The sequence below is a fragment of the Mycobacterium sp. IS-1590 genome, assembly GCF_001500025.1.
Classification (GTDB): Bacteria; Actinomycetota; Actinomycetes; order Mycobacteriales; family Mycobacteriaceae; genus Mycobacterium.
Window position 1 is genome coordinate 93,268 of record NZ_LQIW01000048.1, and the last position, 13,202, is coordinate 106,469.

General features: G+C 66.7%; 14 protein-coding genes. 9 read left to right on the forward strand and 5 right to left on the reverse strand.

All coding sequences use genetic code 11. The features are described from left to right. Positions 1-57 precede the first annotated feature (57 nt). From AU197_RS21460 to AU197_RS21470, 3 genes are read left to right on the forward strand one after another with little or no spacing between them, the layout of a single operon-like run. Positions 58-1,218: a spirocyclase AveC family protein gene (locus AU197_RS21460; RefSeq protein WP_064405247.1), complete on the forward strand. Its 1,161-nt coding sequence runs from the start codon at positions 58-60 to the stop codon at positions 1,216-1,218. A 1-nt stretch (position 1,219) separates the two neighbouring features. Then, the gene (locus AU197_RS21465; protein ID WP_064405249.1) at positions 1,220-2,041 is read left to right on the forward strand and encodes a CbbQ/NirQ/NorQ/GpvN family protein; all 822 of its coding nucleotides are present in this window, start codon (positions 1,220-1,222) and stop codon (positions 2,039-2,041) included. Continuing rightward, complete coding sequence (locus AU197_RS21470; RefSeq protein ID WP_064405251.1) at positions 2,038-3,732, forward strand: nitric oxide reductase activation protein NorD; 1,695 nt, start codon at positions 2,038-2,040, stop codon at positions 3,730-3,732. The genes AU197_RS21465 and AU197_RS21470 overlap by 4 nt, the downstream gene beginning before the upstream one ends. On the opposite strand, the gene AU197_RS21475 is transcribed toward AU197_RS21470, so the two are convergent. After that, positions 3,729-4,907 (reverse strand): acyl-CoA dehydrogenase family protein, encoded by a 1,179-nt coding sequence (locus AU197_RS21475; RefSeq protein WP_064405253.1) that lies wholly within the window; start codon positions 4,905-4,907, stop codon positions 3,729-3,731. The genes AU197_RS21470 and AU197_RS21475 overlap by 4 nt on opposite strands. 56 nt (positions 4,908-4,963) lie before the next feature. Here AU197_RS21475 and AU197_RS21480 point away from each other — a divergent pair, with 56 nt between their 5' ends. The 3 genes from AU197_RS21480 to AU197_RS21490 are packed head-to-tail and all read left to right on the forward strand — an operon-like array spanning position 4,964 to position 7,615. Beyond that, positions 4,964-5,878: an NAD-dependent epimerase/dehydratase family protein gene (locus AU197_RS21480; protein WP_064405256.1), complete on the forward strand. Its 915-nt coding sequence runs from the start codon at positions 4,964-4,966 to the stop codon at positions 5,876-5,878. 11 nt (positions 5,879-5,889) lie between these two features. After that, entirely contained in the window at positions 5,890-6,633 is a 744-nt protein-coding gene (locus AU197_RS21485) for a beta/alpha barrel domain-containing protein (RefSeq protein WP_064405258.1), read from the forward strand. 13 nt (positions 6,634-6,646) lie between these two features. Further along, positions 6,647-7,615, forward strand: coding sequence for an LLM class F420-dependent oxidoreductase (locus AU197_RS21490; RefSeq protein ID WP_064405260.1), 969 nt, complete (start codon positions 6,647-6,649; stop codon positions 7,613-7,615). Here the strand turns inward: AU197_RS21490 and AU197_RS21495 are convergent. Further along, positions 7,567-8,013, reverse strand: coding sequence for a VOC family protein (locus AU197_RS21495; RefSeq protein ID WP_064405262.1), 447 nt, complete (start codon positions 8,011-8,013; stop codon positions 7,567-7,569). The genes AU197_RS21490 and AU197_RS21495 overlap by 49 nt on opposite strands. Positions 8,014-8,032: 19 nt before the next feature. Beyond that, positions 8,033-8,785, reverse strand: a complete 753-nt coding sequence (locus AU197_RS21500; RefSeq protein ID WP_064405263.1) for an SDR family NAD(P)-dependent oxidoreductase — start codon at positions 8,783-8,785, stop codon at positions 8,033-8,035. 156 nt (positions 8,786-8,941) lie between these two features. On the opposite strand from AU197_RS21500, the gene AU197_RS21505 reads away from it, so the two are divergent. From AU197_RS21505 to AU197_RS21515, 3 genes are all read left to right on the forward strand, one after another. Further along, complete coding sequence (locus AU197_RS21505; protein ID WP_064405582.1) at positions 8,942-9,511, forward strand: TetR/AcrR family transcriptional regulator; 570 nt, start codon at positions 8,942-8,944, stop codon at positions 9,509-9,511. 69 nt (positions 9,512-9,580) lie between these two features. After that, positions 9,581-10,882 (forward strand): acyl-CoA dehydrogenase family protein, encoded by a 1,302-nt coding sequence (locus AU197_RS21510; protein ID WP_064405265.1) that lies wholly within the window; start codon positions 9,581-9,583, stop codon positions 10,880-10,882. A gap of 38 nt (positions 10,883-10,920) precedes the next feature. After that, positions 10,921-11,913 carry a phosphotransferase family protein gene (locus AU197_RS21515; RefSeq protein ID WP_197415629.1) on the forward strand — a complete coding sequence of 331 codons (993 nt, stop codon included), beginning with the start codon at positions 10,921-10,923 and terminating at the stop codon, positions 11,911-11,913. 21 nt (positions 11,914-11,934) lie between these two features. Here AU197_RS21515 and AU197_RS21520 read toward each other — a convergent pair whose 3' ends face one another. Next, positions 11,935-12,438, reverse strand: coding sequence for a hypothetical protein (locus AU197_RS21520; RefSeq protein WP_064405270.1), 504 nt, complete (start codon positions 12,436-12,438; stop codon positions 11,935-11,937). Next, positions 12,435-13,052, reverse strand: a complete 618-nt coding sequence (locus tag AU197_RS21525) for a TetR/AcrR family transcriptional regulator (RefSeq protein ID WP_064405274.1) — start codon at positions 13,050-13,052, stop codon at positions 12,435-12,437. The genes AU197_RS21520 and AU197_RS21525 overlap by 4 nt, the downstream gene beginning before the upstream one ends. Positions 13,053-13,202 lie beyond the last annotated feature (150 nt).

The following is a 13,202-nucleotide window of genomic DNA, read 5'->3' on the forward strand; positions in this document are numbered from 1 at the left end:
ATACCAGCCGGTATATTTCCCGGGATCGCGATGACGAGGCGCGGTCGAGGAGGCGTCGTGAGCGAACTGTCGAACAAGCCAGCCACTGAGTCGCTGAGCTCCGTGGGTCGACTCGACGAGGCGTCGCCGCAGGCTTCGCGCCGAGTCAAGATCTGGGCGACGGCGGGCGGCCTGATTCTGGCACTTCAGGTCTACGTCTGGATCCGGTGGATCACCGGCCCGTACTTCACGCCGGTCGATCCCGGCCCGACCGAGCCGCCGACCTTCATGAAGGTCGCGTTGATGATGTGGCAGATCGGCTCGCCGGTGCTCTTCCCGGTCGCCATCTGGTGGTTCATCATCCGGCCGTGGCGACGCGAACGCCGTATCACGTTGGACGGCATGATCATGGTGTCCACGGGCCTGTTCTTCTTCCAGGACCCGCTGTTGAACTACATCAACACCTGGTGCACCTACAACGCGTGGGCGTTCAACATGGGTTCGTGGGCTCCGCATGTCCCGGGGTGGCTGTCACCCGAGAGGCCCGGCGCACAGGTGGCAGAACCGTTGGGCATCAACGTTTCCGGATACGCCTACGGTGTGCTGCTGTGCACGATCCTGGGCTGCTGGGTCATGCGGAAGGCCCAGCAGCGCTGGCCCAACCTCGGCACCAAGGGTCTGATCGGCGTCGCCTTCGCATGGGGTTTCGTGTTCGACTTCGTGATGGAGGGCCTGGTCCTGATGCCGCTGGGGATGTACACCTTCCCCGGCGCCATCCAGGCGCTGTCGATCAACGCGGGCACCTACTACCAGTGGCCGATCTACGAGGGCCTGATGTGGGGCGGCGTGCAGGCGGCGCTGTGTTGCCTACGGTTCTTCACCGACGACCGCGGCCGCACGGTCGTCGAGAAGGGACTGGACAACGTCCGGGGCGGATTCGCCAAACAGCAGTTCGTGCGTTTCCTCGCGATCTTCGCTGCCATCAGCGCATCGTTCTTCGTCTTCTACATCATTCCCGCGCAGTTCATGGCGACCCACGCCGACCCGTGGCCCGAGGACGTCCAGAAGCGCTCCTACTTCACGTCGGGCCTGTGCGGCGACGGCACCGACCGGCCGTGCCCCGACCCGTCGCTGCCCATTCCGACCAGACACTCGGGCTACATCAACACCGACTGCGAACTCGTGCTGCCCGAGGGCGTGGAGATGCCCGCGGTGGTGCCGCACGAGCGGAGCGAATGAGGTGTCGACCAACAACCACGCCGCTACCATCGACAACCGTTCGCGGGCACCGTTTTACCGGACGGTCGGCGATGAGGCCGAGGTGTTCCGCGCCGCGGCGCGGCGGGGTTCGCCGGTGCTGCTCAAGGGTCCCACCGGATGCGGTAAGACCCGGTTCGTCGAGGCGATGGCACACGAACTGGGCCGCGAGTTGATCACCGTCGCCGGCCACGAGGACATGACCTCGGCCGACCTGGTGGGTCGGTTCCTGCTCAAGGGCGGCGAGACGGTCTGGGTGGACGGCCCATTGACCCGAGCCGTTCGGACGGGCGCGATCTGCTACCTCGACGAAATCGTCGAAGCACGCCAGGACACCACCGTCGTGATCCACCCGCTGGCCGACCACCGCCGTGAGCTCCCGGTCGACCGGTTGGGCACCACCCTGTCCGCGGCACCGGGGTTCCAACTGGTGATCTCCTACAACCCCGGCTACCAGAGCGTGCTGAAGAACATCAAGGAGTCCACGCGCCAACGCTTCGTCGCGATCGAACTCGATTTCCCCCCGCCCGAGGTGGAGACCGAAATCGTCGCGCACGAGGCCGGAGTCGACGCCGACACGGCACGCACCCTGGTGGCGATCGGCAACGCGATCCGCGGCATCGACGGCTCACCGCTGCGCGAGGCGTCCTCGACGCGGATGCTCATCCTCGCCGGCGGCCTCGCCGCCGAGGGGCTCGCTCTGCGGCGCGCCGTACAGGCCGCGATCGTGGAGGCGCTGTCCGACGACAAAGACGTCGTGCGCGCGCTCGGCGAACTCGTCGACGCGCTGCTTCCCAGCCCGTGAGCGCCTCCGGCGCAGCCGAACTCGATCGGTTCCGGTTGCTGGCGACGTTCCTCGCCGGTCGGTCAATCGACATCGCGGCGGCGCCGCAGGGCCAACCCGCCCACACCAACGGCACGGTCATTTTCGTCACGGACAGCGCTTCGGCCGAACAGAATCGGCGGGAGGTGATGTTGCACTGCGCGCTCATCGGGGCGGGCAGCCTGCGCGAGCCACTGGTCCGTCCGTTGCGTGCACGTGCGGCTCTCGCGCGTCGCTACCTGGCGATCGAGGGTCACCGGGTGCTCTTCGAACTGGCCCGCCGGTTGCCGCTGGCGGCCGCGCTACACCCCGAGAACCCGCACGGCTCCACATCGGCCGCCGAGTCTCTCGAAATCGCGCGCAGCCGAACACGAGTCAGCGATCCACCCGACTGGTTCGGCGTCCTCAAGCCGTCGGCGCTGCTGAGCACGGCGGAGTCGTCCGGCTCACGCGCCTCCGATCGCGACCTGCGGTTCACACCCGATCCGGCCGCCATCCCGGTCGATGACCATGACGATGACGAGGGGCCATCGGAGGAAAGCAAGATCCTCAAGATGTTCGACAACCCGCTGTTCAACTCGAAGACGGTGGGGGACTTCCTGCGCAAGCTGCTCGGCACATCGGGGTCGTCCGGAAACAGAGCCGGCGGGGATCCACAGGCCGAAGCCGTACGGCGGGTCCGCGCGGCCGGGTCGCACGCCAGGCCGCTGCCCACCAAAATCCACTTCACCGACGACGAACGCCCGGGCGCCGCGGTCGGGGTGGGCGGAGCGCTGCATCCCGAGTGGGACGTCTTCGGGCGCCGGTACCGGCCGGACTGGTGCCGGGTGATCGACTATCCGCTGACCACACCCGCCGACGTCGCCGCTGCCGCCGTCACCCCCGACGACGTCCTTCGCCGCCGTCTCTCCCGGATCGGGTTGGGCCCCAGGGTGTTACGACGCCGGCCCGACGGGGACGAACTCGACATCGAAGCCCTTGTGGACCTGTCCGTCGACCTACGTTCCGGCTTCTCCCCACCCGAGCACATCTTCTCCGAACACCGCAAGGTCGCCAGGAACCTCGGGGTGCTGATCCTGCTCGACGCGTCCGGTTCGGTGACCGACGCCGACCCGTACGGCCTTGCCGTGCACGAGCACCAGCGGCGGGCGGCCGCCACGCTGGCGGCGACGCTCGAGGAGCTCGGCGATCGGGTCGCGGTGTACGCGTTCCGGTCCCGCGGCCGTCACGCGGTTCACCTTCCGGCTGTCAAGAAATTCGATCAGCGCTTCGGGGCGGTGTGCCGTGCTCGCCTCAATCAACTGCAACCATCGAACTACACCCGACTCGGCGCGGCGATCCGCGGCGCGGCCGAGATCCTCGAGCAGGAGGCGGGCACCCCCAACAAGCTGTTGCTCGTCCTGTCCGACGGCCACCCGTATGACGACGGTTACGAAGGCCGCTATGCGGAGGCCGATGCACACAAGGCACTCGAGGAACTGCGCGCCGACGGCATTGCCTGCCTGTGCCTTTCGATCGGTTCCTCCGCTGATGCCGATGCGCTTGACCGCGTCTTCGGTTCGGTCGGCCATGCCGGTGCCGCCTCGTTGGCCGAGCTGAGTCCACGGATGGACGAATTGTTCATGGCGTCTTTGAGGGAACTCGCCGCGCCCGCACCCCGCCGACACGCCTAGCGCGGCGGAAGGCCGAGCACCCGCTGCGCGATGATGTTGCGCTGAATCTCCGACGCGCCGCCCGAGATGGTCCCGGCATACGAGCTGATGTAGCGAGTGAACCAGTCGGCGGTGAAAAGGTCTGGGCTGTAGGCGTTGTACGGCGCGGTGAGCCCCGGGCTGCGCAGGCCTTCTGCGCCGGCGGCGTCGAGACCGTACCCCAACGCCTTCTGTTCGGCTTCCGACCCGAACAGCTTCAGCACCGAGATGCCGGGGATGTCGCGTTCGCCGCGGGCCGCCTGTCCCAGCGCGACGGAACCGAGCAGGCGCAGAGCCTGATGGTCCATCGCGATCGTCGCGTACCGGTCCTGGTTCACCGCTCCCACCGGGCCGAAGTCCTGCAGCAGTTGATCCAGGCGGTTGGCGAACGCCATCCACATCATGGTCCGTTCGTGGCCCAGCGATCCGTTGGCCACGCGCCAGCCTTCGTGCAGCGGACCGACGAGATTCTCTGCGGGCACCCGGACACCGGAGAAGAACACCTCGTTGAAATCCAGGTCGTCACGGCTGTACACCGAGGCGAAGGGCCTGCGCTCGACCCCGGAAAGGTCGGTGGGGATCAACAATGCGCTGATCCCCTTGTGCTTGGGCGCATCCGGGTCGGTGCGCACGAACGCGAGGATGACGTCGGCGTCGTGTGCGCCCGATGTCCACACCTTCTGCCCGTCGACGATGAAGTCCTCACCGTCGCGCACTGCTCGCGTGGCCAGTCCCGCCAGGTCCGAACCGGCCCCGGGTTCGCTCATGCCGAGCGATGCGGTCATGTCGGCGCGCAGTATCGGCACCGCCCACCGCTGCTTCTGTTCGTCGGTGCCGAAGGACAGCAGCGACGCGGCGATGATCCCGACACCCTGCGGATTGAACGCGTGGTAGATGCGGCGCCGCGCCAACTCCTCGCGGTGGACGAACTGTTCGAGCACGCCGGCGTTGCGGCCGCCGAATTCCGGCGGGTTTCCGGGTAGCAACCATCCGTGGTCGAACAGCAGGCGCTGCCAACGGCGTGCCCACTCCGGCACATGGGCCGTCGACCGGGAACGCTCGAGCGTCGCTTCGGCCTCCGACGGTAGGTGCTCGTCGAGGAAGGCGACGAACTCCGCGCGGAAGGCCTCCACCTCGGCATCGAAGGTGAGCTGCATCCCGCCAACATATCAAGTACTTAACATTTGGGGCGCGGTGCGCTAAGACTTAAGGGATGCTCGACGGCGAGAAGATCCTGATCACCGGCGCCACCGGCAAGATCGCGTTCCCCTTGGCGCGGGAGTTGGCGCGCAACAACGAGGTGTGGGGCGCGGCCCGGCTGCGGGATTCGGCCGACCGCGATCGGCTGGTCGACGCGGGTGTCGTCCCCGTCGCACTCGACGTCAGTGACGGCGACTTCTCGGCGCTCCCCGACGATTTCACCTATGTGTTCCACGCCGCGGTCGACCCGGGATCCGGCGAGTGGGCGCGGTGCCTGGAGACGAACGCGCAGCGTTCGGGCGACCTGCTGCACCGGTATCGCACCGCGAAAGGGTTCGTGTTCTGTTCGACCGGTTCGATCTACGCGTACCAGGGTCAGCGGCCGCTGACCGAATCCGATCCGCCGGGGGTGCCCTTGCGGGCGAACTACAGCTTCTCCAAGGTCGCCGGTGAGGCGGTCTGTACGTGGGTGGCCCGACAATACGAGATTCCGTTGACGATCATCAGGATCTGTTCCACCTACGGGCCCGAGGGCGGCGCCCCCGCCGACCGTCTCGACGCGATACTGGCTCGTAGGCCGATAAGGCTGCACCCGGACCGGCCGAACAACTACAACCCGATCTACGAGGACGACTATGTTGCGCTGGGAATCAGGGCGATGGAGGCAGCCGACACGCCGCCGGTCGTGGTGAATTGGGCCGGCAGTGCGACGGTCAGCGCCGAGGAGTACTGCACATACATGGGCGAGCTGGTCGGCGTCGATCCGATTTTCGAGTACACACCCGACGCCCACACGCCGCTGTGGCCCGACGTCACCCATATGCACGAGGTGCTGGGGCGCACGACGATCGGCTGGCGCGACGGCCTCCGCAGGATGATCGAGGCCCGACACCCCGAAATCGCGCTGTCACAGCCGGATTCGGTGTAGGGGAGCCGTCGATGCAATTGCCGGGCCGGCCGTCGGATGAGGTTCCCGAGGTGCTCGCGAACGGTGACGGAGACATCACCACCATGTTCGTCTCGATGGCGCGACGACATCCCGACGGCGCGGACGCGGACTATCTGCGCTGGCACACCCTCGACCATCGCCCCGAACAGCACCGGATGTCCGCGGTGCGCGCATCCCTTCGGCTGGTGTCCACGCCCCAGTGCCACGCCGCACGAGGAACGGATGAAAGTCCTTACGACGCGATCGATCACGTGATGACGTACTTCTTCACCGGGGTCGAGGGCATGGAGCCGTTTCTCGCGCTGTCCAAGGCGCTCGGTGAAGCGGGCCGCAAACTGCCGCTGCTGCCGCCCGTCGAACGCGGTGTGTACGACGTGCGGGAGCGTGTCGCGAACCCACAGATCAGGGCCGGCGCCGACGTGCTGCCGTGGTGGCCGAACCGAGGCATGTATCTACTGCTGGAACGAGGCGCAGGCCCTCTTGGCGAACTGTTGGATGTCGACGGGGTGGCAGGCGCATGGGCGGCGACGTCCCTGACGGTCGAGGGCCGACTGGCCAGTGCCCCCGCCGGGCAGACGATTACGTACTGCTTCCTCGACGACGACCCCGTCGCGGTCGGGCAGCGGCTCCGGCCGGTTCTGCGGGCCCGATGGGGCAGGGACGGTGTCGCACCGCTTTTCGCCGCGCCGTTTCACGCCGTCGTCCCGTACGAATGGGACCGGTATGTGCCATGACACGGAGGTGTGAATGCGCATCGGTTTGATGGTCGGCTCCGACAAGGAGCGTCCGCGAGCTGAGCGGCTGAGTGGGCTGATCGACGACGGAAGAGCCGCCGAGAAACAGGGTTTCGCGACTTTCTGGATGCCGCAGGTACCCGGTTACCTCGACGCGTTGACGGCCGTGGCGCTGCTGGGGAACGCCACCGACCGCATCGAGATCGGAACAGCCGTGGTGCCGATCCAGACCCGCCATCCACTCATCATGGCCCAGCAGGCACTGACCACCCAGATCGCCTGCAGTGGCCGGTTCACGCTGGGCATCGGCCCGTCGCACCACTGGATCATCACCGACCAGCTCGGCCTGCCATACGACAAGCCCGCCCGGTTGGTGCGCGACTATCTCGAGGTGCTCGACGCGGCGTTCGGCGGACCGGGCACCACGGCCGTCGAAAACGACACCTACCGCGTACACAGCCCGGTCGACGTCACCGACGCCTTCACCGTGCCGGTGTTGGTGGCAGCGCTCGGGCCGACGATGCTCCGGATCGCCGGCGAGCGCACCGGCGGGACCATCCTGTGGATGGCCGACGAACGCGCGATCGGCGACTACGTGGTGCCCCGCATCACGGCGGCGGCAAAAGGTGCGGGCCGCCAGGGTGTTCGGGTCGTCGCCGGTGTCCCTGTCGCGCTCTGCGCCGACGGTGAGGTCGACGATGCCCGGGCGTACGCCAGCGAGGTGCTGGGACACGCCGACTTCTCCCCCAACTACGTACGCCTGCTCGAACACGGCGACGCCGAGGACGTCGGTGACACCATGGCGGTCGGCGACGAAGCGACCGTCGCGGCACGGTTGCGCCGCTACCGCGACGCCGGTGTCACCGATCTGGCAGCGCGGGTGGTTCCGCTCGGGCAGGATCCCGCCCAACGGCAGGCGTCGCGCCGGCGCACTCAGGAGTTCGTCGCGTCGCTGGCTTCCGAGTTCGCCTCGGGCACATAGCTTCCCATGAACTCTATCGGCACACCGCCCATCGTGCAGAAGAACAAATCCACACCGGGCACACCGGTGTCCAGCATCGTGACATCGTCGGCGAAGGCGCTGGCTCTCGCGCGTGTTTCGGCGAAGTCGGGGGCCATGAACGACAACGCGGCCAGCCCCTCGGGCACCACATCGCGAAGGTGCTCGGGAACGTCGAGCACCTCGATGAGCCCGGTGTCGCCGGTGCCCAGCATGGTGACCTCCGCCCCGTCGGACGCCGGCCACCCGAGCGTCCTCTCCAACACCTCACCGGGCACGTGCATCTGGAACTGCACCGCCATCCCCATCACCTCGGTCAGAAACGCCGTGAAGGTATGCGCCGAATGGCTGCGCATCACGACGTGGTGAAGGTTGGCCATGTCTTTCCCTTCCGTAGGCCTATGACCCGAGCATGATCAGGCCGCCGTCGACGGCCACGAGTTGTCCGGTCATGAAATGTGACCCCTCGCTGCAGAAGAACACCAACGCGGGTCCGAGATCAGCGACGGGGTCACCGAGTGATCCCCCGAGTGGAATCGATGTCTTGAGTTGGTCGTCCAGGATTTCTGCTGCGGGCCCGAGGAATTCGCGCAGCCTCTCGGCGCCCGGCGTCTGCACCGCGGGCGCCAGCGCGATCACCGTGACCTTCTCGGCCGCCCATGCCCTGGCGGCCGATCGGGTCCACGCCGCGACCGCGCCCTTGGTGGCGGCATAAACCGCCGAGAGCGGACTGCCCATCACAGCCTCCGCGGAGCCGAAATTGATGATGCGGCCGCCGCCGTTCTCGCGCATCACCGCGTACGCCGACTGGTTGGTCAGGATCGTGGCCTTGACGTTGGTGTCGAGGAGGGAGTCGATGTCGTCCGTGGTGATCTGACCGGGGATGCCTGGCTGCCACAGTCCGGCCGCATTGAGCAGAACGTCGAGGCCACCCATCTGCGCAGCCGCGGCCCGCACCGTCTCCTCGACCGCTTCGGCGTCACGCACGTCGCACTGCACCCAGGGCACGCCCGCCACATCGGGTGGTGCCGTGGTGTGGCGGGTGGCCACGACGCGTGCCCCCGCTGCGGTGAGCACCTGCACCGCCGCCGCGCCGATGCCCGTGGCGCCACCGGTCACCAAGATGCGCCTGCCGTCCAATGATGCGACCATCCCTAGATAGTTAGACAAACGTCAACTATTTGCAAGCCTCAATTGCCCTGTTAGAGTGCCGGAGTGTCCAAACTCGGCGGAGAGATCGCCGTTAACGGTGGTCAACGGCGGGCATCCTACCAGCGGGCCCGTTCGCACGAGACGAAGCGAGCGCTCGTGCAGGCCGCCATGGCCTTGTGGCGCACGAATGGGTACGCCAAGACGACCGTCGCCGACATCTGCCGGGCCGCTGGCGTATCGAGGGGGTTGTTCTACTTTTACTTCCCGGCCAAGGAGGACATCCTCTTCGAAGTCGGCCTGCTGTCGACCAGGGCGGCGCAGAAGAAAGTGCGTGCGCTACTGCGCTCCGACTACGACGTCGAAGCCGTCATCGGCGATGCGTTGCGCAGCCTCGAACGATCGATGGCACGCAATCCGCCCGAGCTGATCATTCAGACGATCCTCGAGGGCTATCGCCATGAACACCGCATCCTCGCGGGTGAGTCGGTCGACGAGACCGCCGACGCCGACATGTTCGGCGAACTCTTCGCGCGTGCGCAACAAGACGGGAAAATCGGCGCGCACGTCGACGTCGAGCACCTCTCCCGGTTGGCGGGCATGCATGTCAGCGAGGGCGTGCGGCACTGGGCCGGAGGCAATTTCGGTGACCGGTCATTCGCCGATGTCGTGACCGACGACATCGCCGCGCTGATCGCCGGATTCGACTCGAGAAGGGGGCCGGGATGAGGATCCCGGTGGAGTGCGCGTAGGGCGTCGCAGTCGGCGCAAACCTGAACAAAGAGAAAGGAGACCACGATGGCGTGGGATTTCGAGACCGACCCCGAGTACCAGAAGGTGCTCGACTGGGCCGACGAATTCGTCAGAGAGGAGGTCGAACCGCTGGACTTGGCGTTTCCCGATCAGCAGTTCGTTCCTTTGGACGCCAACCGCCGCAAGGTGATCGACCCACTCAAGGACGAAGTGCGCCGACGGGGTCTGTGGGCCACCCACCTCGGTCCCGAACTCGGCGGACAGGGTTACGGACAGCTCAAGCTCGCGCTGCTCAACGAGATCCTCGGCCGCTCCCAGTGGGCGCCGATCGTATTCGGTTGTCAGGCGCCCGATACCGGCAACGCCGAGATCATCGCGCATTACGGCACCGAGGCCCAGAAGGAGCGCTATCTGCGCCCACTGCTGGAGGGTGAGATCTTCTCGTGTTATTCGATGACCGAACCCCATGCCGGTGCAGACCCTACGCTGTTCAACACCACCGCCGTCCGTGACGGCGACGACTGGGTGATCAACGGCTGGAAGTTCTTCTCCTCCAACGCCAGAACCGCATCGTTTCTGATTGTCATGGTCGTCACCAACCCCGACGTGAGCGCCTACCAGGGCATGTCGATGTTCCTGGTGCCGACCGACACCCCGGGCGTCAACATCGTCCGCAACGTCGGTCTGCACGGCGAGCGTGACGACGAAGGCTCGCACGCGCTCATCCACTACGACAACGTGCGGGTGCCCGCCGATGCGCTGCTGGGCGGCGAAGGCCAGGCATTCGTCATCGCCCAGACGCGCCTCGGCGGCGGCCGTATCCACCACGCGATGCGCACGATCGGGCTGTCCCGCAAAGCCCTGGACATGATGTGTGAACGCGCGCTGAGCCGGGAGACCCAGGGCAGCAAGCTGTCCGACAAGCAGTTCGTCCAGGGCTACATCGCCGACTCGTACGCACAGCTGTTGCAGTTCCGGCTGATGGTGCTCTACACCGCCTGGGAGATCGACAAGTACAACGACTACAAGAAGGTCCGCAAGGACATCGCCGCGGTCAAGGTCGTGATGCCGACGGTGCTGCATGATATCGCTTGGCGCGCAATGCAAGTCCACGGTGCGCTGGGCGTCACCAACGAGATGCCGTTCCTGGGCATGGTGACCGGCGCCGCGGTGATGGGCCTAGCCGACGGTCCGACCGAGGTGCACAAAGCGACGGTGGCCAAGCAGGTGCTGCGCGACTATGCGCCCAGCACCGACACATGGCCGAGCGAGTGGATCCCGGCCAAGCGGGAAAAGGCCAGGGCCAAGTTCGCCGAGTACCTAGACCATGAAGTAGGGAATCTGTGAGCGAGAACGCGATAGACGTTGCGCGCCTGACCGATTGGATGGACGCGGCCGCCCTGCCCGGCAAGGGTGAGCCGCTGCAGACCCGGTTCCTGTCGGGCGGCACCCAGAACGTCATCTACGAGTTGCGCCGCGGGGAACACAGCTGTGTGCTTCGGATGCCGCCGCCCGGCGCCCCTGCTGACCGCGACAAGGGAATCCTGCGGGAATGGCGCATCATCGAGGCGCTCGACGGCACCGACGTTCCACACACCGAGGCCGTCGCCGTGTGCGAGGACGCCGCGGTGCTCGGACGCCCGTTCTATCTGATGGGGTTCGTCGACGGATGGTCGCCGATGGATCTCGAGAATCGCACGTGGCCCGAACCGTTCGACTCCGACCTCTCCGCGCGCGCAGAACTGGCCTATCAGCTCGCCGAGGGCATCGCCCTGCTGTCGCAAGTCGACTGGAAAGCCAAGGCGCTGCACGATTTGGGCCGGCCCGACGGGTTCCACGAGCGCCAGGTCGACCGCTGGACGGCGTTCTTCGAGCGCATCAAGGGCCGAGAGATCGAGGGCCTCGACATCGCCACCGACTGGCTGCGCACACACCGCCCGCTGGACTACGTCCCCGGCCTGATGCACGGCGACTACCAATTCGCCAATGTGATGTACCGGCACGGGGCTCCCGCCCGGCTGGCGGCGATCGTCGACTGGGAGATGGGCACCGTCGGGGACCCGAAGCTGGACTTGGGCTGGATGGTGCAGAGCTGGCCCGAGGACACCGCGGCACCGACGGAGTCCGAGATGGGCTACGTCGACATGCGCGGAATGCCGTCGCGCGCAGCCATCGTCGACCACTATGCCAAGGTGTCCGGGCGCCAGGTCGACGACCTCGACTACTACCTGGTGCTGGCGAAGTGGAAGCTGGCGATCGTGCTCGAGCAGGGTTATCAGCGCGCGGGCGACAACCCGAAACTGCTCGCCTACGGCCCGGTCATCGTCGAGCTGATGCGTTCGGCGGCCGAGTTGGCCGAGTCCAGCGACTATCGGTGACGGGACTGGCGCCTGCCGAAATCAGCTGGCGGGCACCAGGTCCGCAGCCACCGACACCATCATCCCGCAGCGGAACATCTCACAGCCGCCGACGTCGGCAGCTGTGGGATCACCGGCTGCGGCCAGCGCCTTGGCTTTGAACGCCCTGGCCGCCGCGCTCAGGCGGTGCTCGACCGAATCGACGCTGCTGTCGAGCTCTGCGGGAACCCGCTCACCCCACAGCGTCACCTCGGTGGCGCCCTGATCCAGGGCGTTGCGCACATGCTGGAGAACACGCGCGTCACGGTCGATCATGTTCGCCGCGACGGCGACGGTCTGCGGGTGCGGTCGTTCCTCCCAGTCCGCGAGAACCGTTTCCAGGTCGAGAGTCTCGGCTCCGAGAATCGTCAGCGGGCGAACGTCTTCGGCGCCACCGACGAGCACGGTGACATCCCACCCGGCCATCACCCGGTCGTAGATCCAGCCGCCGGCATACCTCACCGCGTCCGACACCGTCGGGGCGACGATGTCGAGCCGGTACCTCATGTCGAGCTCCGCGGCGCCAACTCGCGCCCCAGCGACTCGGCGTACCCCTTGAACACCTCGGCCAATTGAATCGATGGGTCGAGTAACCATAGGGTCTCCATTCCATAGGTGAACGCGAGGATTTCCACGGCCTTGGTGGCCGCGTCGACGTCTTGGCGATACTTTCCGCTCCGCTGACCGCGCTCGATGATCGCGGTGATGATGTCGACCGCGTCGCGGTAACGCTTGACCAAGCGGTCGTGCAGAGGTGCGTCGGGCGCGATGTTCTCCACCAGCAGCACGGTGAAGGTCCCGACGAGTTCGGGCGCTCGGTTGAAGCGTTCGGGGACCCGGCCGAGCTCGGTGACCAGATCACCCGAGCGGTAGTCGGCGTGGATCGCGTCGTCGGCGTCACGGGCATCGAGCACCGCGTTGAGCAGCTGCTCTTTGGACTCGAAGTGGTGCAGCAGACCGGCGGGCGTGACCCCGGCTTCCTTGGCGATCAGGGCCAGTGAGGTGTTGCGCCACCCGTTGCGCGCGAGCAGGCGTTCGGCCACCGCCAGGATGCGCTGACGACGATCCTCACCCTTGGCGAGGAGCGTGGCATACGGCCGCGCGGGCTCCGTGGCGGACACCGAACTCCTTCGTTCAACCAACCTAGTGAACACACAGTAGGTAGGTTTGGGCGCTGTGACAAGCGTCTCAGACAAATTGGGTTTAGACCGCCGTCACATCGCCAGGTCAGCGCGTGTTTCGGGCGCTAACGCGCGGCGGGGCGGCGATTC